Source organism: Nocardiopsis chromatogenes YIM 90109 (assembly GCF_000341185.1).
Lineage (GTDB): Bacteria > Actinomycetota > Actinomycetes > Streptosporangiales > Streptosporangiaceae > Nocardiopsis_A > Nocardiopsis_A chromatogenes.
In genome coordinates this window covers 1-23,304 of the sequence record NZ_ANBH01000152.1, presented here as the reverse complement: position 1 = coordinate 23,304, position 23,304 = coordinate 1, and the positions used below count along the sequence as shown (strand labels likewise).

The 23,304-nt window shown below is 72.4% G+C and carries 19 protein-coding genes; 10 read left to right on the top strand and 9 right to left on the bottom strand.

Features of this window, described 5'->3' with window-relative positions; genetic code table 11:
- Nucleotides 1-200: 200 nt before the first annotated feature.
- From D476_RS0115975 to trxA, 8 genes are all read left to right on the top strand, one after another.
- On the top strand, nucleotides 201-2,810 hold the full coding sequence (locus tag D476_RS0115975; protein WP_239648728.1) for a DUF6049 family protein: 2,610 nt from the start codon (nucleotides 201-203) through the stop codon (nucleotides 2,808-2,810).
- On the top strand, nucleotides 2,807-4,573 hold the full coding sequence (gene murJ / locus D476_RS0115970) for a murein biosynthesis integral membrane protein MurJ (RefSeq protein ID WP_026123551.1): 1,767 nt from the start codon (nucleotides 2,807-2,809) through the stop codon (nucleotides 4,571-4,573). The genes D476_RS0115975 and murJ (D476_RS0115970) overlap by 4 nt, the downstream gene beginning before the upstream one ends.
- A 387-nt stretch (nucleotides 4,574-4,960) precedes the next feature.
- The gene (gene murJ, locus D476_RS0115960) at nucleotides 4,961-6,796 is read left to right on the top strand and encodes a murein biosynthesis integral membrane protein MurJ (protein ID WP_026123550.1); all 1,836 of its coding nucleotides are present in this window, start codon (nucleotides 4,961-4,963) and stop codon (nucleotides 6,794-6,796) included.
- A 260-nt stretch (nucleotides 6,797-7,056) separates the two neighbouring features.
- The gene (locus tag D476_RS0115955) at nucleotides 7,057-8,592 is read left to right on the top strand and encodes a protein kinase family protein (RefSeq protein WP_026123549.1); all 1,536 of its coding nucleotides are present in this window, start codon (nucleotides 7,057-7,059) and stop codon (nucleotides 8,590-8,592) included.
- An 8-nt stretch (nucleotides 8,593-8,600) separates the two neighbouring features.
- A complete protein-coding gene (gene sigM / locus D476_RS0115950; RefSeq protein ID WP_017624941.1) occupies nucleotides 8,601-9,227 on the top strand; it encodes an RNA polymerase sigma factor SigM in 627 nt (208 codons plus the stop codon).
- Complete coding sequence (locus tag D476_RS0115945) at nucleotides 9,224-10,165, top strand: anti-sigma factor family protein (protein WP_239648727.1); 942 nt, start codon at nucleotides 9,224-9,226, stop codon at nucleotides 10,163-10,165. The genes sigM and D476_RS0115945 overlap by 4 nt, the downstream gene beginning before the upstream one ends.
- A 245-nt stretch (nucleotides 10,166-10,410) precedes the next feature.
- The gene (gene trxB / locus D476_RS0115940) at nucleotides 10,411-11,343 is read left to right on the top strand and encodes a thioredoxin-disulfide reductase (RefSeq protein WP_017624939.1); all 933 of its coding nucleotides are present in this window, start codon (nucleotides 10,411-10,413) and stop codon (nucleotides 11,341-11,343) included.
- Nucleotides 11,344-11,409: 66 nt separating this feature from the next.
- Nucleotides 11,410-11,733: a thioredoxin gene (gene trxA, locus D476_RS0115935; RefSeq protein ID WP_017624938.1), complete on the top strand. Its 324-nt coding sequence runs from the start codon at nucleotides 11,410-11,412 to the stop codon at nucleotides 11,731-11,733.
- 394 nt (nucleotides 11,734-12,127) lie between these two features.
- On the opposite strand, the gene D476_RS0115930 is transcribed toward trxA, so the two are convergent.
- The 9 genes from D476_RS0115930 to rpmH all read right to left on the bottom strand — a co-directional run bounded on the left by D476_RS0115930 (nucleotide 12,128) and on the right by rpmH (nucleotide 19,107).
- Nucleotides 12,128-13,201: a peptidoglycan recognition protein family protein gene (locus D476_RS0115930; protein WP_017624937.1), complete on the bottom strand. Its 1,074-nt coding sequence runs from the start codon at nucleotides 13,199-13,201 to the stop codon at nucleotides 12,128-12,130.
- 348 nt (nucleotides 13,202-13,549) lie between these two features.
- The gene (locus D476_RS0115925) at nucleotides 13,550-14,503 is read right to left on the bottom strand and encodes a ParB/RepB/Spo0J family partition protein (RefSeq protein ID WP_017624936.1); all 954 of its coding nucleotides are present in this window, start codon (nucleotides 14,501-14,503) and stop codon (nucleotides 13,550-13,552) included.
- A 22-nt stretch (nucleotides 14,504-14,525) separates the two neighbouring features.
- Nucleotides 14,526-15,359 (bottom strand): ParA family protein, encoded by an 834-nt coding sequence (locus D476_RS0115920; protein WP_017624935.1) that lies wholly within the window; start codon nucleotides 15,357-15,359, stop codon nucleotides 14,526-14,528.
- A 164-nt stretch (nucleotides 15,360-15,523) separates the two neighbouring features.
- Nucleotides 15,524-16,231 carry a 16S rRNA (guanine(527)-N(7))-methyltransferase RsmG gene (gene rsmG, locus D476_RS0115915; RefSeq protein ID WP_017624934.1) on the bottom strand — a complete coding sequence of 236 codons (708 nt, stop codon included), beginning with the start codon at nucleotides 16,229-16,231 and terminating at the stop codon, nucleotides 15,524-15,526.
- 290 nt (nucleotides 16,232-16,521) lie between these two features.
- Nucleotides 16,522-17,010: a Jag family protein gene (locus D476_RS0115910; protein WP_026123547.1), complete on the bottom strand. Its 489-nt coding sequence runs from the start codon at nucleotides 17,008-17,010 to the stop codon at nucleotides 16,522-16,524.
- A 155-nt stretch (nucleotides 17,011-17,165) separates the two neighbouring features.
- Nucleotides 17,166-18,107 (bottom strand): membrane protein insertase YidC, encoded by a 942-nt coding sequence (yidC, locus tag D476_RS0115905; protein ID WP_017624932.1) that lies wholly within the window; start codon nucleotides 18,105-18,107, stop codon nucleotides 17,166-17,168.
- A 19-nt stretch (nucleotides 18,108-18,126) separates the two neighbouring features.
- A complete protein-coding gene (gene yidD / locus D476_RS0115900; protein ID WP_017624931.1) occupies nucleotides 18,127-18,450 on the bottom strand; it encodes a membrane protein insertion efficiency factor YidD in 324 nt (107 codons plus the stop codon).
- A complete protein-coding gene (rnpA, locus tag D476_RS0115895; protein WP_017624930.1) occupies nucleotides 18,447-18,887 on the bottom strand; it encodes a ribonuclease P protein component in 441 nt (146 codons plus the stop codon). Before rnpA ends, yidD begins: the two co-directional genes overlap by 4 nt.
- Nucleotides 18,888-18,963: 76 nt before the next feature.
- Nucleotides 18,964-19,107: a 50S ribosomal protein L34 gene (rpmH, locus tag D476_RS0115890; RefSeq protein ID WP_017624929.1), complete on the bottom strand. Its 144-nt coding sequence runs from the start codon at nucleotides 19,105-19,107 to the stop codon at nucleotides 18,964-18,966.
- A 765-nt stretch (nucleotides 19,108-19,872) separates the two neighbouring features.
- On the opposite strand from rpmH, the gene dnaA reads away from it, so the two are divergent.
- Both dnaA and D476_RS0115880 read left to right on the top strand, forming a co-directional pair.
- Nucleotides 19,873-22,080: a chromosomal replication initiator protein DnaA gene (gene dnaA / locus D476_RS0115885; protein WP_017624928.1), complete on the top strand. Its 2,208-nt coding sequence runs from the start codon at nucleotides 19,873-19,875 to the stop codon at nucleotides 22,078-22,080.
- 710 nt (nucleotides 22,081-22,790) lie between these two features.
- Nucleotides 22,791-23,304, top strand: a 514-nt coding sequence (locus D476_RS0115880) for a DNA polymerase III subunit beta family protein (protein ID WP_017624927.1), incomplete at its 3' end; no start/stop codon positions are given.

The following is a 23,304-nucleotide window of genomic DNA, read 5'->3' as shown; positions in this document are numbered from 1 at the left end:
CGGGTGGTGCGAATCGGAGGACCCCGCGCGCACGCGCCCGGTCATTACTTCGGGACGGCCCCCCTGAGGGGGTATCGTCTGGACCGATAGCGCGACCGCTCTGCTTCCCCCGACGCGGTGGCGCATGCTTACGGGCCACGGCGTCCACCAAGCGCGGTATCCCCGCTGGCCACCGTCAATCCCGACTGGAAACTTCTGGCGTGCGTCGATTTGCTCATCTGGGCGCGGTCGTGGCCACGACCGCGGTCCTGTTCCCGTCACTGGCCGCGTTCAACCCTGCGCAGGCCCCCTCGGCACCGGCCGAGCGGGACGGGCAGGACCCGCTCGTCGTCGAGGAGATCGGCCCCGAGGCGGTCGAGCCCGACAGCACCGTCCGGATCGAGGGCGAGGTCACCAACACCACCGGTGCCGCCCTGGACGGCGTGTCCGTGCGCCTGCGCTACTCCGGCTACCCCTTCCAGGACCGCTCGCGGCTCGGCGACTTCGCCTCCGCCGAGGGGCCCGCCGACCAGCGCACCCCCGCCTACGGGCCGAAGAGCGAGGTGGACGGCGCCCTGGAGCCGGGCGAGAGCGCCCGTTTCCGTATCGAGGCCGACGCCGCCGACCTGGACCTGGACGGGTTCGGGGCCTACCCCGTCGCGGTGGAGGCGCTCGACGGCGGCGGGGGCCACCTGGCGACGGTACGCACCTTCATCGCCTACGAGGGCTCCGGCGGCGCCCCCTCCCCCGTCGACATCGCGTGGGTGTGGCCGCTCATGGACTACCCCCGCCGCACCGACGACGACACCTTCCTCAGCACCGACCTGGCGGCCAGCGTCGGCCCGGACGGTCGGCTCGGCCGCCTGCTCACGGCGGGGGCGCAGGACCCCGGCCTGACCCTGGACCCGGAGTCCGCGGAGGCGACCCCCTCCCCCGACGGGGAGGGGTCCGAGGTATCGCCGTCGCCCTCGGCGAGCGCCGACGACGGGGAGGAAGGGGACGAGGACGGCGGAGACGGCGACGAGGCGGACCGCGTACCGGTGACCTGGGCGGTCGACCCGGGCCTGCTGGCCGACGTGGACCGGCTGGCGTCCGGCTCCTACAACGTCCTGGAGGAGACCGACGTCCCCGGCAAGGGCGAGACCCTGCCGGTGCGCACCGTCGAGGCCGACCCCGGGGCCCGCGTCTGGCTCGACCGGACCGCGGACGCGCTCCAGGACGCGCCCCTGATCACCACCCCCTACGCCAACCCCGACGTGTCCGCGCTCCTCGACGCCGGTCTGGAGGACGACCTCGACGCGGCCGTGCGGCTGGGCGACGAGACGCTGCTGCGGACCCTCGGGCTCGAGGCCGACCCGGCGTACGCGCTGCCCCCCGGCGGCCTGGTCGACACCGCCACCCTCGACTACTACGCGGCCCAGGGCGCCGAAACCTTCCTGCTGTCCGAAACCGCGATGCCCGCCCGGTCGTGGGTCGAGCACACCCCCTCGGCCGCGGCCCCGCTGGAGGTGGACGGCGGCGAGGCCACCGGGATCGTCATGGACCCCGGCCTGACCGAGGCGCTGGGCCGCCCCAGCCGGACCGCCGGTGAGGCCGCGCTGGCGCAGCAGCGCTTCATCGCCGAGACCGCGATGATCGGCGGCGAGCACACCGGCGACGACCGCACCGTGGTGGCGATGCCGCCCACCACCTGGAACCCGGGTGAGGAGTTCGCCTCGGGGGTGCTGGAGGCCTCCGAGGACCTGCCGTGGCTGAGCACGGTCGAGCTGCCCGACGTCGAGCCGCCCGGGGGCGAGAGCGAGCGGCGCGGCCCCGCCGGGGGCGACGCCACCGCCGACTCCCGCCTCGGCCAGGAGCACATGGAGCGCGTCGACGACATCCGCGGCACCGTGCGCCTGTTCAACAGCATCCTGGTGGAGGAGGACGCCGACCCGTACGGTCCGGCGGTGCTGCGCGCCGAGTCGGCCGCCTGGCGCGAGGAGGAGGCGCGGGCCGCGCGCTCGCTCGGGCTGATCGGCGCCTCGGTGCGCAACGGGCTGGCGAGCGTGCGCATCGTGCCGACCGAGCCGGTGACGCTGGCGAGCAAGACCGGCACCATCGGCGTGATCATCGCCAACGACCTGCAGGGCGATGACGAGACGGTCCGGATCAAGCTGGCGATGTTCTCCGAGAACCCCGAGCGGATGAAGATCGACGACTACCAGGACGAGATGGAGATCGGCCCCGGCCAGAAGACCACGGTGTACGTGCCGCTGGAGGCGCGCATCAACGGCCGGACGATGCTGTACCTGAGCCTGCAGAACACCCAGGGCGAGCCGATCTCCTCCGAGGAGACCATCACCCCGGTCAACGCGTCGGGCCTGGGGTACCAGGCGATGATCATCGGCGGGCTCGGCGCGCTGGTGCTGATCGTCGCGCTCACCCCGCGGGTGCTGCGCAAGTGGGCGCGCAAGCGCGCCGCGGCCTCCGGGGACGGCCCGCCGACCGACGGCGGGGACGACGGGGGCGCCGAGGAGCCCGAGGGCACCGCCCACGACGGGACCGCCCGGGAACAGGCGTCCGAGGCGGACAACGGAAAGGCCGGTGACGCGGCCGACGAGGCCGCCGCCGGGGAGCGGGCCGGGCAGGAGGACGCCCACGGCGCCGAGGAGCCCGAGGGCCGCCGGGGCGAGCAGGAACCGGACGAGCGGGCCGGACGGGACGGCGGCGAGGAGCGCGCACAGGAGGACGCCTCCGACGCCGACGAGGACGACGAGGACGCCCGGACCTCCTCCGGCACCTCGGACGACGCCCCCGCCGACGGCGGGCCGGACCGCAAGGGCGACCAGTGAAGGGAACCGATCCCGTGGCAACGGACACCGCCGAGGGACGCGGCGACACCGGGCGTCCCCCTGAGGGGCCGGGCGGCCCCGACGGCTCCGGGAACGGCTCCGACGACACCGGCGCCTCCGGTTCGTCCGGCTCGTCCGGCTCCCCGGGCGGGGCCATGCGCTCCAGCGCCGTCATGGCGGTCGGCACCATGGCCTCCCGCATCACCGGGTTCGGCCGCACCATCGTGCTGGCCGCCGCGCTGGGCACCCAGCTCCTCGGCGACGCCTACAACACCGCCAACACGATCCCGTTCATCATCAACGACCTGCTGATCCAGGGCCTGATGGCGAGCGTGATCATCCCCTTCCTGGTCAAGCGCCGCAAGGGCGACGCCGACGGCGGCAAGGCCACCGAGGACCGGCTGTTCACCGCCGCCGTCGTGCTGCTGCTGGTGGTCACCGCCGCCGCCATCGCCTCCGCGCGCTGGATCCTGGAGCTGTACGCCGGCGGGTTCAACGGGGCGCAGATGGACGTCGCCGTCTACCTGGCGCGCTTCCTGCTCGCGCAGATCTTCTTCGTCGGCCTGAGCGGCCTGATCAGCGCGATGCTCAACACGCGCGACAGGTTCGGCGCGCCGGTGTGGGCGCCGGTCCTGAACAACCTGGTGATCATCACGGTCGGGCTGGCCTTCATCTGGGTCGCGCTGCCCGGCCGCACCCCGGAGAACGTCACCTCGGGCGAACTCACCCTGCTGGGCCTGGGGACCGCCTGCGGGATGGCGGCGCAGACCGTCGCGCTGGTGGTCTCGCTGTGGCGGGCGGGGTTCCGCTGGCGGCCGCGGCTGGACCTGCGCGGGTCGGGCCTGGGCGAGGCGCTGCGCACCGCCGGGTGGATGTTCCTCTACACCATCACCACCCAGGCCGGTTTTCTGATCACCACCAACATCGCCAACCGGGCGGGCAGCCAGAGCGTGCAGGAGGGCTACGGCGTCGGCGCCGGGCTCACCGCCTACAACTACGCCTACCAGCTCTTCCAGCTGCCCTACGCGATCATCGCGGTCTCGCTGATCACCGTGCTGCTGCCGCGGATGAGCGCCCAGGCCCACGACGGCCTGTGGGCCGAGGTCCGCGAGGGCTTCTCGCGCACCCTGCGGGTGTCGGCGCTGGTGCTGGTGCCGCTGTCGCTGGCGATGGCGGTGTACTCGGTGCAGCTGTCGGTGCTGGTGTTCGCCCGCGGCTCCACCTCGACGGCCGACGCGCACAACATCGGCGTGGTGCTGGCCGTCATGTCGCTGGGCCTGGTGCCCTTCACCGTCTTCCAGCTCATGCTCCGGGTGTTCTACGCGATGAGCGACACCCGCACCCCGGCCATGATCAGCATCGCCAACGTGGCGGTGCACGGGACCCTGGCCGTGTGCGCGTACCTGCTGCTGCCGCCGAACCTGGTGGTGGTCGGGGTCGCCGCCGGGTTCATGCTCTCCTTCGTCTCCGGCCTGGTCATCGCCGGGGCCGTGCTCAGCGCCCGCCTCGGCGGGCTCGACGGGCGGCGCATCCTGAACACGCTGGTGCGGCTGTTCCTGGCCGCGGTCCCGGCGGTCGCGGCCGCCCTGGGCGTGCTGTGGCTGTTCACCCGGCAGTTCGGCGACGGCCTGGCGACCAACCTGGGCGCCCCCCTGGTGGGCACGCTGCTGGGCATGGCCCTGTTCTTCGCGGCGGCGCGGCTGCTGCGGATCGAGGAGCTGCGGTCCGTGGTCGGGCTGGTGCGCTCCAAGCTGGGCCGCTGAGGGGTGTCCCCCGGGGCGCTTCGGTGGCGGGCAGCGTCCGGGCGCGGTCGTCGCAAGGCCCGCGGGGGAATGCGGTCAGCACACGCCGTCGAGCCTCAGGGACGCGGCGTGCTCCCTCCCGGGCGTCGCCCCCAGGAGGGCCTGATCCGCGAGGCACGCCCCGGTGTCCCCGTGTGCCCCCGAGCCGAGCCGTTCCGGTCGGCCCCGAAGGCCCCCGGCCGGGCCGCTCGCTGACCGGGTCCGGCCGCAGGCGGCCCCCGCGGCGCGGGCCCGGCCCCCGGCCCCGTATCCTCGGGGCCTCCCCTCCATCGGGCCGAAGGGCCTCCCCGCCCCCTCCCCGGGCGCGGCCGGACACCGGAACCCCCTCCCCGACCAGATTGCAGCCCCGTGGCCAACGACCAGTCCAACCGCGAGGACCCCGACCACCACCGGCTCCTCCTGCCCGACGAGGTGCTCGACACCCTTGAACGGGACGAGCCCGAAGGCGCCCCCGAAACCGGCCTGACCACCGACCGCGACCCCTCGTCCATCGGCGACCTGGGCACCGCGGACCGCGCCGGCGAGGAGGGCGACGAGATCGGCGGCGCGGCGCACGCCGCCCCGGGCGACCTGATGCGCTCCAGCGCCGTCATGGCGGTGGGCACCGTCGTCTCCCGCCTCACCGGGTTCGGGCGCACCGTGGTGCTGGCGTCGGCGCTGGGCACCCAGCTGCTCGGCGACGCCTACCAGACCGCCAACTCGGTCCCCTTCGCCGTCTACGACCTGCTCATCGGCGGGCTGCTCGCCAGCGTCTTCGTGCCGTTCCTGGTCAAGCGGCGCAAGACCGACGCCGACGGCGGCACGGCCACCGAACAGCGGCTGTTCACCGCCATGCTGCTGGCGCTGTTCGTCATCTCGCTGCTGGCCATCCTCGCCGCCGAGTGGCTGATCCGGCTGTACGCGGGCGACTTCAGCGGCGCCCAGCACGAGGTGGCCGTCTACCTGGCGCGCTTCCTGCTCGCGCAGATCTTCTTCATCGGCGCCAGCGGTATCGCCAGCTCGATGCTGAACGCGCGCAACCACTTCGCCGCCCCCATGTGGGCGCCCATCCTGCACAACCTGGTGATCATCGCGGCCGGGCTGCTGTTCCTGTGGGTGGCCGGGCCGGGAAACAGCCCTGAGACCATCTCCCGCTCCGACCTGGCGATCCTGGGCGTGGGTACCGCCGCCGCGCAGGTCGTGCAGATGGCGGTACTGGTGTGGACGCTGTGGCGGGCGGGGTTCCGCTGGCGGCCGCGGCTGGACCTGCGCGGGTCGGGCCTGGGCGAGGCGGTGCGCACCGCCGGGTGGATGCTGCTGTACATCGGCGTGGTGCAGGCCGGGATGCTCGTCACCGTCAACGTGGCCACCCGGGCCGGGGTGCGGGCGGCCGAGGCCGGGGGGTCCGCGGCCGGCGCGGGATACGCCGCCTACCAGTACGCCTCGCTCATCTACCAGCTGCCCTACGCGATCATCGCGGTCTCGGTGATCACCGCCCTGCTCCCGCGGATGAGCGGGCACGTCGCCGACGGCCGCAAGGACCTCGTGCGGCGCGACTTCTCCCTGGGCTTCCGGCTGTCCTCGGTGCTGATCGTGCCGATCTCGGTGGCGATGGTGGTCTTCGCGGTCCCCTTCTGCGTGGTGCTGTACGCACGCGGCAGCATGTCGGTGGACGACGCCCGCAGCGTCGGCATGATCCTGACCGCGTTCGCCGCGATGCTGGTGCCCTTCACCCTGTTCCAGCTCCAGCAGCGGGTGTTCTACGCGATGGGCGACACCCGGACCCCGTCGCTGATCGCGATCCCCGCCGAGCTGGCCCACGCGACCTTGGCGATCCTCGTGCTGTTCACCGCCCCGCCGCATCTCATTGTGGTGCTGCTTCCCCTGGCCTACGGGTCGTACTACATCGTGGGGTCGGTGCTGGCGTGGCGCATGCTGGCGCGCAGGCTCAACGGCCTGGACGGGCGGCGCACCATGGGGACGCTGGTTCGGCTGTACGCCGCGTCCGTGCCCAGCGCCGTCTTCGGGATCGCGATGGTCCTCACCTTCGGGCTGCTGCCCGGCACCTACCTGCCCGCCGTGCTGGCCGTCCTGGTCGGCGGCCTCGTCGGAATCCTGCTCTTCATCCTCATCGCCCCCCGGTTGGGGGTGACGGAAGTCACAACATTCTTCGGTATGGTACGAACCCGCCTACTCCGTCGCTGATCACCCCGACCGGATGACGGTACGTAGTCGCTGGAAGGAGGACCGAGCGTCACAGGTGCGGTGTACTTGTCCTCCGAGGACACCGCCCAGGCGTCCTAGCATGGAACAGCAGTTCTCCTCCGCCCCACCCGTGAATCTCCGAGCTGCCCGAAGGGAGGTCAGGGACCGCCGACATGGCCGGCCCCAGCGCTGACGGCATCCCGGCGCCCCCTCGCGCCCGCCCCGCTGGCCCCCCGGTCGTCGTGTCCGTCACTCCCGGCATGAGCACTTCCATCATTGAGCCGGGCGCGCGGCTCGCAGGCCGCTACCGCCTTGACGAACTGGTGAGCCAGACCGAAGGCGCCTCCTTCTGGAAGGCGACCGACGAGACGCTCGCCCGCCTCGTCGCCGTGTGGACCTTCACGGAGGGCTTCCCGCGAACCGGGGACGCCGTCCGCGCCGCACGCGCCACCAGCCGCATCGCCGACTCCCGTGTCACCCAGGTCTTCGACGCCGACGACGCGGGCCCCACCCCCTACGTGGTCGAGGAGTGGGTCGTCGGCCAGTCCCTGACCGACCTGCTCAAGCAGGGGCCGCTGGAGCCCGAGCGCGCCGCCGGCCTGGTCGCCGAGGCCGCCGAGACCCTGGCCACGGCCAACGCCACCGGCCTGTTCCACCTCAACCTCACCCCCGACAAGCTCATCTGGAGCGTCGGCGGCGCGGTCAAGCTGACCGGCATCGGGGTGGACGCCGCGCTGCGCGGCATCGCCGCCGAGCACCCGGCCCGCGCGGACGCCCAGGGCCTGGGCCGCCTGCTGTACGCGGCGCTCACCGGGCACTGGCCCGGCCCCGGCCGGGTCGACCTGCCGCCGGCGCCGCTGGTCGACGGGGTGCCGCGGCGCCCCGCGCTGGTCGCCAACGGTGTCCCTCCGCGCTTCGACGAGCTGGTCGGGCGCTCGGCCTTCCAGGCCCCGGTCGGGCCCGGGCCGGTGGGCAGCTCCCGGGAGCTGGCCGAGGCGCTGGCCGACGTGCCGCGCCTGGTGCCCATCCCCGTGTCCCCCGCCGCCGCACCCGCGGCTCCCCCGCCCGAGCGCGGCACCTCCCGCAACACCGGGCAGATGCCCTCGACCGAGCACCGCTCCGGCGGCGGCCGCGGCCGGGACCGCGCAGGCCGCTCCCGTGACGGCGACGGCCGTCCGCCCGGCGGCGGCAACCTTGTCCGGGTGCTGATGGGCGCCGCCGCCCTGATCGTGTTCATCGGCGTCGTCGTGGGCGCCTGGCACTTCGGCTCGGCCATGAACGACGGCTCCGGCCAGGAGGGCACCGAGGCCGGGAACACCACCGACGACGGCGACGGCGGCGGCTCCGACGACGAGGCGCAGATCACGGCCCTGGAGCCGCAGAGCGCCGAGATCATCACCGACGGCGACGCCGACCACGCTGACAAAGCCGGGCTGACCATCGACGGCGACCCGTCGACCGACTGGAGCACCTCCACCTACAAGGGCGAGGACTTCGGCAAGCTCAAGTCCGGCATCGGCGTGCTCGTCGACATGGGCGGGCCGGTCGAACTGCACAGCGCCGACATCGACGTCGGCCCCGGCGGCAGCGACCTGGAGCTGCGCGTCGGCGACGAGAAGTCGCTCGACGCCCTGCAGCCCGTCGGCGAGGCATCGGGCGCCGCCGGTGCGACCACCATCGAGCCCGACGACCCTGCAAAGGGTCGGTACGTGCTCGTATGGTTCACTGATATCCCCCAAGTCGACGGTGGATGGCGGGGGAGCATCAACGAGATAGAGCTGCACGGGAAATCGTGACGAGGGTGATGGACGCAGTCCAAGAGCTCCCCGACAAGGAGCTGTTGTCCAGACACGCTCGCGGTGACGACAAGGCGTTCGACGAACTGGTCCGCCGCCACCGCGAGCGCATGTGGGCTGTCGCGATCCGTGTGCTGGGCGACCCCGAAGAGGCCGCCGACGCGCTGCAGGACGCCTTCCTGTCGGCCTTCCGCGCCGCCGGCCGGTTCCGCGGCGAGGCCCAGGTGAGCACCTGGCTGCACCGCATCGTGGTGAACGCCTGCCACGACCGGATGCGGCGCCGCATGGTGCGCCCCGCGGTCCCCACCGACGACGCCACGCTCGACGTGCTCTCCAACGAGCGCGCCAAGGCCACCGCCTCCGTGCCCGACCCCGCCGGGCGCAGCGACTCCCGGATGGACGTCCAGGCGGCCCTGGAGCAGATCCCGCCCGAGCAGCGGCTGGCGCTGGTGCTCGTGGACATGATGGGCTACCGGGTCGACGAGGCCGCCGGGATCCTGGAGGTGGCCCCCGGCACGGTCAAGAGCCGCTGCGCCCGAGGCCGCGCACGACTTCTCCCCTATCTGGCGCACCTGCGGAACCCTGAACGCCCCCGAGACGTCACATCCCCGAGAGGAGGTGACGGGAGACCGTGACGTCTCATGTGGACGCGGAGACTCTCGCGTTGTCGCTCGAAGGACTACTCGACGACGAGGAAGAGCACTCCGTCCGGACTCACGTGGCCGGATGCTCCCAATGTGCCGATATCCGGGAGGCACTGGGCGAGGTCTCCGGCCTACTGGCGGATGAACCGGTCCCGCCACTTCCCGATTCTGTTTCGACCCGCCTGGACGAGGCGATACGCGCGGAGCGGGCGAACCCGGCCTCCGACGGCGGCACCCCATCAGCCGCCGAGGGGGACGGGGACGGCCGCGACGGGCGACAGGACCGGGAGGACGGCCCAGGAGGACCCGGCGGTGCCGTCGACGACGACACCGCAGAGGAGCTGCGCTCGCGGGCGGCCGAGGTCGTCCCGATGCGTCGGCGCGGCGTCGCCCGCTGGATGCCCTACATCGCCGCGGCCGCGGCCGCCGTCTTCGTGATCGGCGGAGGCGCGGCGCTGCTGCGCGGGATGGGCGACGGCCCGGGTGCCGGGGACACCGCCCAGACGCAGGACCAGGCGCCCCACGCCCTGAAGGAGCCGGCCCCGGTGCTCGTGGAGAGCGGGACCGCCTACACGCCGGAGGGGTTGGAGGCCCAGGCGGGCGGCGTGCTGTCGCTGGCCGCTCCGGAGCTGCCGCCGCAAGGCGCTGAGAGCGACGAGGAGGCGCCGGAGATCTCGGCCCTGCCCAGCCCCTCGGAGAACCCCTCCGGGGTCTCCACGTGCGTCGAGGGGCTCACCGGGGAGGACGAGCGCACGCCGCTCGTGGACGTGGCCACCTACACGGCCGACGGCGGCGCCGCCGAGCCGGTGTGGGTGCTGTACACCGAGGACGCCTCCGGCGCCTACACGGTGTCCGTCGTCTCCCCGGAATGCACCGGCGGCGCCCCGGCGGACGCGGTGCTCGACACGGCCGCCGTTCCGGCTCCCTGAGGACCGGCCCCGGTGCCGACGCTCCGGCGTCGCCACCGGGGCGGCCCCGTCCGGCCCGGTTCCATCGGCCCGGGGATGCTCCGGGCCCTTCCCCGCCGCCCCCGCGGGCCGCACCCGTGCCAGGTCACAGACGGGTCCGGCCGCCGCGGGAATGGGGGGCGCCTACCCTGTGTTGAGAGGAACGATCTACCCGCAGGGTCACGGGCGGCAGTGACCTCCCCTGAGCGAACGAAGGGCCGACGAGCGTGAGCGACGTCCGCAACGTAATCATCATCGGGTCGGGGCCGGCCGGATATACCGCGGCCATCTACGCCGCGCGCGCCTCGCTCGACCCCCTGGTCTTCGAGGGGTCCATCACCGCCGGCGGCGCGCTGATGAACACCACCGAGGTCGACAACTTCCCCGGCTTCCCCGACGGGGTCATGGGTCCCGACCTCATGGACAACATGCGCAAGCAGGCCGAGCGCTTCGGGGCCGAGCTCGTCGCCGACGACGTGACCGAGGTCGACCTGGCCGCCGACCCCAAGGTGGTCAAGGTGGGCGATGAGACCCACCTGGCCAAGAGCATCATCATCGCCACCGGGTCGGGCTACCGCGAGCTGGGCGTCCCCGGGGAGAAGGAGTTCTCCGGGCGCGGCACCTCGTGGTGCGCCACCTGCGACGGCTTCTTCTTCCGCGACAAGGACATCGTCGTGGTCGGCGGCGGCGACACCGCCATGGAGGAGGCGACGTTCCTCACCCGCTTCGCCGCGTCGGTGACGGTGGTGCACCGCCGCGAGGAGCTGCGCGCCAGCAAGATCATGCAGAAGCGCGCCTTCGACAACGAGAAGATCCGCTTCGTCTGGAACAGCGAGATCACCGAGGTCCTGGGCGAGGACAAGGTGAGCGGCGTGCGCCTGCGCGACCGCGTCACCGGGCACGAGAGCACCCTGGACGTGGAGGGCGTGTTCGTCGCCATCGGCCACGACCCGCGGGTGGAGCTCTTCAAGGGCCAGCTCGACCTCGACTCCGAGGGCTACCTGGCGGTGGAGGCCCCCACCACCAAGACCCGTCTGCCCGGCGTGTTCGCCTGCGGCGACGTGGTCGACCACACCTACCGGCAGGCGATCACCGCGGCCGGTACCGGGAGCGCCGCCGCGCTGGACGCCGAGCGGTACCTGGAGAGCCTCAACGACTGACCGGAGCGCCCCCGGGCGCCCTCCGGCCGACCGACCTTCCGAGCCAACCTGTGAGGAGTGAACGACGTGGCGGACCTGAAGCACGTCACCGACGCGACCTTCGAGGAGGAGGTCCTCAAGAGCGACAAGCCGGTGCTGGTCGACTTCTGGGCCGAATGGTGCGGCCCCTGCCGCCAGGTCGCCCCGATCCTTGAGGAGCTCGCCAAGGAGCACGGCGACAAGCTGACCATCGTCAAGCTCAACATCGACGAGCAGCCGAACACCACGCGTGAGTACGGGATCATGCAGATCCCCACGATGAACGTGTTCAAGGACGGCGAGGTCGTCAAGCAGATCATGGGCGCCAAGCCCAAGCGCGCTCTGCTGAAGGACCTCGAAGGCATCATCTGACCGTTCGAGGCGCGCCGGGCGGTCGCCCGGCACTCGGCGGAGGATGCGAAGGGCCCACGGGAATCTCCCCGTGGGCCCTTCGGCGTTTCCGTGCGGGCGGCGGCGCGGGTGTGCCGGTCCGGTGATGATCGGCGCTGCGGTGCACGACAGTGGTGGATCAGCGGCGGTTCTAGGGCGCCTCGGTGGTGCACCGGCGGCGCCGTTTCACGTGAAACACGGCACCGCCCCCGGGCCCCTGCGGGACGGCTCCGTCCGTTTCGGCGCCGCCTCAGTGTATCCGCCGCCCGCCGTCGCCTCCGCCCCTGCCCCGGCGGGCGTCCCGATGGCCGTCCGGTCGCTCTGCCGCTCTCCTGCTTTAGCGCCGTACCACCGTGTCGACCTGTCGCCTTCTCGCTCAACCGACCGGCGTGGACAGGCGGTCGCGCACTTCCCAGAACCGTACCGCGAAGGCGTCCCCCGGGCAGGCGGTCCCGCCCCAGTCACGGTGCATGGCCACGGCGTGCACCTTCCGGGATGCGCCGCTCACCGGGTTGGCGTACCGCACGCGCGAGGAAGGATCCACCCCGCTGAGCGCGCACAGTGTGCGCACCGTCCGCACCAGCGCGTCCCGCGCCGGTCGGCTCGGCATCGCCGAGGTGAAGTCGCCCAGCAGGCAGATGCCGATGTTGCCCGCGTTGTGGCCGACGGCGTGCGCACCGGTGACGCAGCGGGCCGAGCCCGGCAGCGGCATGCCGGAGAACACCGGCAGTGGGCCCCCGGTGGCCCGCCCCTCGTACACCGTGCCCTCGGGGTCGATCAGCAGGTGGTACCCGATGTCGGCCCACCCGTTCTCCACGGTGTGCAGCCAGTAGATCGCCCGCATCGTCTCGCGCGGATCCTCCGCCACCGGCATCGCCGCATGGTGCACCGTGACCACCTGGACCGGATGGGAGCCCCCGTCGACCTCGCCGCGCAGCCCCTCGTCGGCGCCCCACCCGGACCGGGTGACGTAGGGCAGCGGGAGCGCCCCGGGGACGTCGTCGCTCTCCAGCAGTCCGTGTGCGGCTCCGCTCATTCGGCGCCTCCGCCCGCTCCGCGTGTCCAGGGCCGCCGTCTCCACGGCGTCCTGCCCCTCCATCTCCACCTCGTACCCGGTGGCTCCCGGCGGCGCCTGCAACAGCGCACCGCCCTCCCGCCCGTCGTCGGTCCCGTGGGCGCCCACCCGCACCGGCCGCCACGGGCCGGGGCCCTCCGGCCCGATGAACCGCGCCCGCCCCCGCGCGGCGCCACCGGCGGGCACCACGGCGACGTGGTCGAATGGGCGTTCCGGGCGGACCGGGGCGGCGGTCGCCGCCAGGCGCTGCACACCTGTCCGGGGGAATACCGGCGGCCCGCTCTCACCCGCCACCGCCCGTGCCGCCGCCGCGGCGCCGCCGCCCAGCAGCCGGTCCCCCAGCACCAGGGCCGCCGCCCCGGCACCGGCCGCCATCAACCTCCGCCTGCGCACCATCGAACCCGTCCACCCCGCCAGTCGAACGTCGAGGCCCGGCCCTCCGCCGTGCGGAGGGCCGGGCCTCGGCCGGGTCGGATGCCCCGGCGGTCAGGAGTCTAGGGAGCAGGCGGGCCGCATCGCAGGGATTCGGCACATTCGCGCCCGGTGTTTCACGGGAAACATCCGGCGGGCGCCCTCGCACGGGCGGCATGTCGACACGTGGACCTGTAGCCCTGTCGCCAGAGGGTCCTGTCGGCGGAGCGACAGGACCACCCGGCAAGCGCGCGCCTTCCGCGCCTCCCCTGGCGTCCCGGGCGCCCGTGGACGCGCAACACGCCCCTGCGGTCAGTCCTCCTCGGGCGCCATCGCGGAGATGATCCGCTCCAAGTCCTCCTTGGTAGCGAACTCGACCACGATCTTGCCCTTGTTCTTGCCCATGTCGACCTTCACCCGGGTGTCGAACCGGTCGGAGAGCAGCCCCGCCAGCTCGTCCATCTCCGGGTCGGCCGAACGGGGCGCCGCACGCCGCTTCTTCGGCTTGTCCTCCTCGGTCTCCCCGAGGGCGATCAGCTCCTCCAGCGCGCGGACCGACAGCCCCTCCTCCACGATGCGGCGGGCGAGGCGGTCCTGGGCCGCCGAGTCCTCCACGGAGAGCAGCGCCCGGGCGTGCCCGGCGCTGATCACCGAGGCGGCCACCCGCCGCTGCACCGCCGGGGAGAGGTTGAGCAGCCGGAGCGTGTTGGTGATGTGCGGGCGGGAGCGCCCGATGCGCCGCGCCAGCTCCTCGTGTGTGGTGCCGAAGTCGTCGAGCAGCTGCTGGTAGGCGGCGGCCTCCTCCAGCGGGTTGAGCTGCTGCCGGTGCAGGTTCTCCAGCAGCGCGTCCCGCAGCAGCTCGTCATCGCCGGTCTCCCGGACGATCGCGGGGATGCGGTCGAGCCCGACCTCCTTGCTGGCGCGCCACCGCCGCTCCCCCATGATCAGCTCGTACTGGTCCGGCCCGAGCCGGCGCACCACGATGGGTTGGAGCAGCCCCACCTCGGCGATGGACGCGCGCAGCTCGTCCAGCGCCTCCTCGTCGAAGTGCTGTCGCGGCTGGCGCGGGTTGGGGGTCACCGCGGAGAGCGGGACCTCCTCCAGATAGGCGCCGTCGATGACGGCCCCGCGCCCGGCGCCGTGGTCGGCGTCGAGCCCCGCGGCGCCGTCACCGCCGCCCTCCGACGACTCCCCGGGGGCCGCCACCGGCCCTTGCGGGATGAGCGCCCCCAGCCCCTTGCCAAGACCCCGCCGCTGCTGGCTCACCGACGTCTCCCTTCCTCAAGCCTCACTGGACTGCGGCGCCCGCCTCGGCCCGGTAGGCGATCTCCCGGGCGGCCTCCATGTAGGCGACCGCGCCGGTGGATCCCGGATCGTAGGTCATCACGGACTGCCCGTAGCTGGGCGCTTCGGAGACGCGGACACTGCGGGGCACCAATGTCTTGAGTACCAGATCCCCGAAGTGCTGGCGGACCTCGTCGGCAACCTGTGAAGCCAGCCGGGTCCGGCCGTCGTACATGGTCAGCACGATGGTGGAGATGACCAGGGAGGGGTTCAGGTGCGACTTGACCAGGTCGACGTTGCGCAGCAGCTGCCCCAGCCCCTCCAGCGCGTAGTACTCGCACTGGATGGGGATGAGCACCTCTTCGGCGGCCACCATGGCGTTCACGGTGAGCAGCCCCAGCGAGGGCGGGCAGTCGATCAGGATGTAGTCGAGCTCACTGCTGTCGTAGGCGGCGAAGGCGCGCTTGAGCCGCGCCTCGCGCGCCACCAGCGAGACCAGCTCGATCTCGGCACCGGCCAGGTCGATGGTGGCGGGTACACACCACAGGTTGGGGATGTCCGGAACCGGGCGCGCCAGGTCGCGCAGCCCCGCGTCCTCCACCAGGCAGTGGTAGATGGAACGGGAGTCCTGCTCTCGCTCCATCCCCAGCGCGGTGGAGGCGTTCCCCTGGGGGTCCAGATCAACGACCATCACCCGCTGGCCGTGCATGGCCAGCGAAGCAGCCAGGTTGACCGTGGTGGTGGTCTTGCCGACGCCGCCCTTCTGGTTGGCGACGCCGATGACGCGGCAGGACCGGGGGCGGGGCCACGTCTCCTCCGTGTGTCCGCGAACGGTCATCGCGGCCTGGGCGGCGCGGGCGATCGGCGTATCAAAGATGTCTTCGGCCGGGCCGCCCTCGGTTTCACGTGAAACAGGGCCGTCGGGGTGCAGGTCTCGGGGCGACCAGCTCGGCGTTTCACGGGAAACATCGACGTCGCCATGGTTCTCGGGCACGAATGAGTTCACCTCTTCCGTCCGCGCTTCTTCCTTCCGGCCGCGGCGCGTCGCGACGGGTGCGGGCGCTCGCTCTCGGAGGTCACCGTGATGCGAACGACCGTGGTAGCGGGGTCGACTTTACCGCTCCCCACCCGGATCACATCGGCGGCGCAGGGGCGCAGTGCGGACAATTCCTTACGCGCCGACTCCAGTTCACTCTCCGCCTGCTCCCCCTTCAGGGCGAGCAGGCTGCCGTCCTTGCGCAACAGCGGCAGCGCCCACCCGGCGAGCCGGGTCAGCGGTGCCACCGCCCGGGCGGTGACGATGTCGGCGGCCAGGCCCTTCTGCTCCTCGGCCCGGCCGCGCTCCACCCGCACGTTCTCCAGTTCCAGCGCCGCGACCACCTCGCGCAGGAACACCGTGCGCCGGAGCAGCGGCTCCAGCAGCACCACCGAGACGTCCGGCCGCAGGATGCCCAGAACGACCCCGGGCAGTCCGGCCCCCGATCCCACGTCGACGAGGTCGGCGCCCTGGGGGACCAGTTCCTCCACCACGGCACAGTTGAGGATGTGCCGGTCCCACAGCCGCGGCACCTCCCGCGGCCCGATGAGCCCTCGCTCCACCCCGGCACCGGCCAGCAGCTCGGCATACCGCGCGGCCGTGTCGATCCGGTCTCCGAACAGCGCGACCGCCGCCTCGGGCGGCACCGTGCGATGGTCAGCACCGGAGGTCATCTGTCACCACCTTGGTCTCTCCCATGGTCTCTCCGCCGCCCTGCCGTCCCGGCGCTCCGCTCACCGGTCGGCGTGTCCATCTGTCCGCCTGTCCATCGGCGGACATATCGGCCGGTCTCCCTGTCGACTTCTCTCCCTGCGGCATCCGCTCCATCGAGGCACCGCGGACCTAGGGGGTGTTGCGCGGGCGGGGCGCGGCCGGGCCGATCGGGCCCAGACAGTGGAAGGCGCCCCCCACGATCCTATGCGTGAGAGGCGCCCGTGTTTCACGTGAAACGTCGCGCGATCGCTCAGTCGGCGGGGAGCACCACCACGTAGCGGTAGGGCTCCTCCCCCTCCGACTCGCTGGTGAGTCCGGCGTCGGCCACCGCGTCGTGCACCACCTTGCGCTCGAACGGGGTCATCGGCTCCAGCGCCTTGGCCTCCCCGCTCTTCTTCACCTCTTCGGCCGCCTCGGAGCCGACCTTGCGCAGCTCCGTCCGGCGCCCCTCGCGCCAGCCGCCGATGTCCAGCATGAGGCGGCTGCGGTTGCCCGTGCTCCGGTGCACCGCCAGGCGGGTGAGCTCCTGGAGCGCTTCCAGCACCTCGCCCTCGTTGCCGATCAGCTCGTCCAGCGTGGCCCCGACCACCGAGACCACCGCACGGTCGCCTTCGACGTCCATGTCGATGTCGCCGTCGAAGTCGGCGATGTCCAGCAGCCCCTCGATGTAGTCGGCGGCCACGTCGCCCTCGTGCTCCAGGGCCTCGATGTCGACGGTCTCCTCAGGCGCGTCCGCCACCGCGACGCTGCCGCCGCTCTCCTCGGGGGCGTCGGTGTTCGCGTTGCTCACAGCGTGCTGTCTCCTCACGTTCGCGATCCTGCCGACCGCGCGCTTCTGGGGCTCATCGCCTGCGCCCGGGCGGCCCTGTCCGGCCCCGACCGGCCGGGACTGCCCTACTCCTTCGGGCGAGAGCCGCCGCGCTTCGCCCGGGACTGCTTCTTCGGCTGCTTACGCTCGATCTTAGGCTCTTCCACCGGTTCCGGGGCGCTCTCCTTGCGTTTGCCGAGCAGGCCCTTGGCCGAACCGTTCGCGGCTCCCGACGCACCGGTCGTCTTGGCCTCCTCGCTGCCCGGCGCGGGGAACTTGCGGTACATCAGGTGCTGCTGCCCCATGGTCCACAGGTTGGAGGTGACCCAGTAGATCAACACACCGATCGGCATGCCCAGACCGAAGAGACCGAAGGCCGGCGCCAGATACATCATGATCTTCTGGGACTGGGCCATCGGGTTGTCGGCCATCTGGACCGTGGTGCGCTTCATGCTCTGGCGCATGGTCAGGAAGGTCGTCGTCCCCATGATCACACAGGCGATGACGATGACGATCTTCGCGATGATCGGGTCCGAGCCGTAGCTCTCCAGCTCGGACGAGGAACTGGTGAACTGGGCGGCGATCGGGACGTGGAAGATCAGCGCGCCGCGGGCGCTCTCCACCAGCTCATGGGTGAAGCCGTACTGTGCCTGCCCCTGGGCGACCGAGCGCAGCACGCTGAAGAGGGAGAAGAAGACCGGCATCTGCAGCAGCAGGGGCAGGCAACCCATGATCGGGTTGGTCCCGCTCTCCTGGTAGAGCTTCATCATCTCTTGCTGCTGGCGCTGCTTGTCGTTCTTGTAGCGCTCGCGGACCTTCTGCAGCTGCGGCTGCATGTCCTGCATGCTCCGCTGCGTGTGCATCTGCTTCACGAACAGCGGGACCATGATCAGGCGCATCAGGACCGTCAGCAGGACGATGGACAGGCCCCACGCCCATCCGCCGTCGGGATCGAACCCGATGAAGGTCAGGGCCGAGTGGATCTGGATCAGCACCCACCCGACGATGTTGTACAGCCAGTCCAGCACCGGCCAACTCCCTCTTCTGTCAGTTCGGCGACGGGTTCGCGGGGCCGGTCCCGGTCGTGCCGGGGCCCTCTCCCGTGTCGCTCGGTTGGTGGTCGCGTTTCCCCGCGCGCGGGGGAACCGGGTCGAGTCCGCCCGGATGGAAGGGGTGGCAGCGCGCGATCCTGCGCACCGCCAGCCACAGCCCCCGCAGCGCTCCGTGCTCCTGGAGCGCCTGCACCGCGTACGCGCTGCACGAGGGGTAGAAGCGACAGACCGGGGGGAACAGCGGCGAGATGAACCGCTGGTACCCCCTGATGGGCACGATGAGGACCCGTGCGAGGGGCCTGGGTCTGTCGTCGGTCATGAACCCGCCCGCTGCTCTCCGTCGGCACGAGCGGCCCCGCCCCCGTCCCCGCCTCGCCCCTTGCGGCGGCGTGTCGCGCCGCTCCGGGGGCGCCGAACCGCGGTGAGGGCGGCGTCGAGCTGCTCGGCCAGAGTGTCGTATCCAACGTGGGCGGCCAAGGGTTTGGCTCGCACTACCAGCAGGCTACCCGGAGGCAGGTCCCCGATCCGGTCGCGCATCAGGTGGCGCAGCCGCCGCTGCACCCGCTTGCGCACCACCGCCGTGCCCACCGCCTTGCTCACGGTGAACCCGACCCGGGGCGCATCACCGGCGCCCGGGTCGTCGGGGCGGGCGGTCAGAAGGACGACGCCGAGGGCGTCACGGCCGGAGCGCCGTCCGCGGCGCATGGTGCGGCCGAACTCGGCGCTGCGCCGCATCCGGTTGCCAGGCGACAGCATGGGATCGGTCCTCGAACACAAGAAGGGGACCGGCCTGCTGGCAGACCGGTCCCGAAGTCATCGGCTGAGCCGTGGGTCAGTGGCTCACGGTCAGGCGGGCGCGCCCCTTCTTGCGGCGGGCCGTGATGACGGCGCGGCCGGCGCGGGTCCGCATGCGCAGCCGGAAACCGTGGACCTTCGCACGGCGCCGGTTGTTCGGCTGGTACGTACGCTTGCTCACTGCTGGGCTCCAGGGGCGTCTAGAGAAGTTCTTGCGCGCGGTTCCGCGAGACGGGCCGCGCATGTCCTGCTCAACAACGTCGCGGGGACGTCCGAGGCTCAGGAACATCGCCCGCTCGCGCCGCCGACCGGGGACCCCGTGCCGAGCGGGGCGCATTCCGGTAGCGACTTAAGCATAAAGAAGATACGGCGGTACCCGTCCCCGGTCAAATCGGCCGCCCGCGCCACCTGGAACGACACCGGCCGCAACGCGGGTCCGCCGACCGCCGTGCCGCGCACCGTCCCCAGTATCCCCCCGCTGTGGACGACGCGCTGTCCACAGCGGGGGAAGATCCCCCACAGCCCCCTAAGCTGTGGATAACGTGGAGGCGGGGAGAACGGCCCTCCGGGGCGCCGATCCGCGCGGCACCCGCCCGCCCTCCCCCAGGTCGCTACCCAGGGTGATCAGGGAATTGTGGACAACCCTCGGCTCCCGCCCGCGTCCACACGGCCTGTGAACGAACCGGTGCACAACTTGTGGACACCGTCCTCACGCTGTGGATACCGGGCGGCCGGTCCGCGGACGCGCCCCGCACGCGCACCCGCGGCTCCGTACACAAGCAATCCACAGTGATCCCCCTCTCCATCCACAAGGAGAGGGCCGCCGGTCCCCGGTCCCGCGGGGCCGACGGGACCGGGACAATGGGGCGTCCGGCCCCGCATGCGGGACGCCGGGCAGCGCCGAGACGCCGACCGCCGAGAAGGGGACGAACCATGGCAGGGCACCGTGTCTGAGGCTCAGGTCAACCTCGCGGTGGTGTGGTCCAGCGTGCTGGACGGGCTGGACAGCAACGCGCTGCCCCCGCACCAGCGGGCGTGGTTCCTGCAGACCCGGCCGCTGGGCCTGATCGAGGACACCGCGCTGCTCGCCGCGCCCAACGACTTCGCCAAGGAGATCCTGGAGACCCGGCTGCGGGAGAGCATCAGCCGCGCCCTCTCCGCCGAGCTCGGCCGGGAGATCCGGGTGGCGGTCACCGTGGACCCCACGGCCGTGCAGCCCGCCCCTTCCCCCGCTCCGCAGCCCCCCTCGTCCCAGGTCCCCGCGCCGCAGGGGCCGTCTCCGCAGGACCCCCCGCCGGCGGCGGCCGGCGGGCCGGGGCTCCCGCCCGCGTCCGCGGCCCCCTTCCCCGGGGAGGCCGCGCGCCCGGGTGCCGAGGGCGGCCCCGCCCCGGCCGACCTGCCCGCCCCGCCCCCGTCGGAGGCCCTGCCCGACGGGCAGTTCGGCCGCCCCGACCCCGCGCAGGGTTTTCCACAGCCCTATGGACGGAGTGAACCCGCCCCCCGGGACCAGGCCGCCCCTCCCCAGGGGGAGGACCTGCCGGCTGGTTCGCCCGCCCAGTGGGAGCAGCGCCCCCAGCAGTGGGACACCGCCCCGCGCGACCACCGCCCCTGGGACCACGGCGCCCCCGCCCAGTGGGAGCACCCCTCCCCCGAGCCCCCCGGCCGCGCCCCGCAGGGCGCCTGGGACCGGCCCCGGCCCGAGCAGCCCCCGCACGAACAGGGGCAGTGGGAGCAGGGCGGTTCGGAGCGGAGCCACCGTGACCAGGCGCAATGGGAACAGCCCCCGTGGGATGCGCCCGCCCGGTCCTCCTCCTCCGCCTCCTCCGCGCACGGGCGGCAGAACCGGTGGGAGCAGGGGACATGGGACCGGCCTCCGTGGGAGGCGTCGGGCCCGTCCTGGGACCAGGGCCGGTGGGACGCCCCCGCCCCGGGTACCGCCGGTGAGCAGGGGTCCGCCGCGGATCCGTCCGCTTCCCCGGCTCCGTCCACAGGCGCCTTCGCCGAGGGGCCGGAGGGCGCCGACGCCTCCCCCGCCCCGGACGGCTCCGTCCCGCCGCCCCCGGCGCCCAGCCCGCCCGACACCGAGGGCGGCAACCAGCCGCACACCTCGGCCGAGCCCGCGCGGCTGAACCCCAAGTACACCTTCGACACCTTCGTCATCGGCGCCAGCAACCGCTTCGCCCACGCGGCGGCGGTCGCCGTCGCCGAGGCGCCGGCCAAGGCCTACAACCCGCTGTTCATCTACGGCGGATCGGGGCTGGGCAAGACCCACCTGCTGCACGCCATCGGCCACTACACCCAGCGCCTCTACGACGGGGCCCGGGTGCGCTACGTCAGCTCCGAGGAGTTCACGAACGAGTTCATCAACTCCATCCGGGACGGCAAGGCCGACGGCTTCCGGCGCCGCTACCGCGACATCGACGTGCTCCTGGTCGACGACATCCAGTTCCTGGAGAACAAGGAGCAGACGCAGGAGGAGTTCTTCCACACCTTCAACACCCTGCACAACTCCAACAAGCAGATCGTCATCTCCAGCGACCGGCCGCCCAAGCAGCTCGTCACCCTGGAGGACCGGCTGCGCAACCGGTTCGAGTGGGGGCTGATCACCGACGTCCAGCCGCCCGAGCTGGAGACCCGGATCGCCATCCTGCGCAAGAAGGCGGCCCAGGAGGGACTGGCCGCCCCGCCGGAGGTACTGGAGTTCATCGCCAGCAAGATCTCCACCAACATCCGCGAGCTGGAGGGCGCGCTCATCCGGGTCACCGCCTTCGCCAGCCTCAACCGGCAGTCGGTGGACCTGCACCTGACCGGCATCGTCCTCAAGGACCTCATCCCCGACGACGAGGGCCCAGAGATCACCGCGTCGGCGATCATGGCGCAGACCGCCTCCTATTTCGGGCTGAGCACCGAGGACCTGTGCGGCACCTCGCGCTCGCGGGTGCTGGTGACCGCCCGGCAGATCGCGATGTACCTGTGCCGGGAGCTGACCGACCTGTCGCTGCCCAAGATCGGCCAGCAGTTCGGCGGGCGCGACCACACCACGGTGATGCACGCCGACCGCAAGATCCGCTCGCTGATGGCCGAGCGCCGCTCCATCTACAACCAGGTGACCGAGCTCACCAACCGCATCAAGCAGGAGTCGCGGAACGTGTGACGCGCCGCGCCCGGGCGCCCGGCCCCGTCCCCGGCGGCGCCCGGCGCCGAGGTTCGCACCACATCGGACGGTTCGTCCTCCCCCCAGCGGCATTCCCTGGGCCGCCCCCGGACCCCGGATCCCCTGCCGCACGGCCGGATCCGGACGCGTTGTCCCCAGGGGCGGCCCGTTTTCTGTGGACAACCGGTGGAGAACCCTGGGGATGAACGCCCCCATCCTGGGGACGGCCTGGGGACGGGCTGTTGACGGCGCGGAGGCGCCCTGTGGCGAGGGCCGTCCGCCCCTGTGGGCAGACGGTGGATAACCGGTGGACAAGCCGTGGATAACTCGAGGACGGGCTGTGCACGGCCGAGCGGCGTCCACAGCGCGGCGCGTTCTCCACAGCCTCCGCCCACAGCACCGGTGGACAAAAATTTCCGGGCTGACCTGCGGAAAGGACCTCTGTCCACACTGTCCACAGCCCCTACTATTACTGCGCCCCTTGTTAAACCCAAAGAGGCTTCAAAATCAGGGACGGGCCCGAACTGTGGATGAGCGCCGGACCGCTCCCGACCACCCGGTCGGCCCCCTGCACCGGTCAGGTGTTGCGGGCAGCGGCGGGCGGTGAATGCGGGTACCGTGTGAATCCGTCCCCGAGGTGAGCCCGCGCCGTCGCCACGCCCCACCGCTCACGGGGTCAGCAGACGCCTTCGAGGAGAGTGAGTCGGAAAGTGAAGTTCCGGGTCGAACGCGACGTACTCGCCGACGCCGTCGCCTGGACGGCGCGCAGCCTTCCGGTCCGCCCCTCGGTGCCGGTGCTCGCCGGGATGCTGCTGGACGCCTCCGAGGGCGAGGGCCGCCCGCGGCTGAGGCTGTCCAGCTTCGACTACGAGGTCTCCGCACAGGTGTCGGTCGACATCGAGGTCGAGGAGCCCGGCACCTGCCTGGTCTCCGGCCGCCTCCTCGCCGAGATCACCCGCAACCTTCCTCCACAGACGGTGGAGATCGCGACGGACGGCGCGAAGGTGACGGTCTCCTGCGGCAGCGCGAAGTTCACACTCCTCACCCTGCCTGTGGAGGACTACCCCACCCTGCCGGAGATGCCCGGCCAGACCGGCTCGGTCGGCAGCGACGTGTTCGCCGCCGCCGTGGCCCAGGTCGCCGTCGCCGCCGGCCGGGACGACACCCTGCCGATGCTCACCGGCGTGCGGGTGGAGATCGAGGGCTCCACGCTGACGCTGGCCT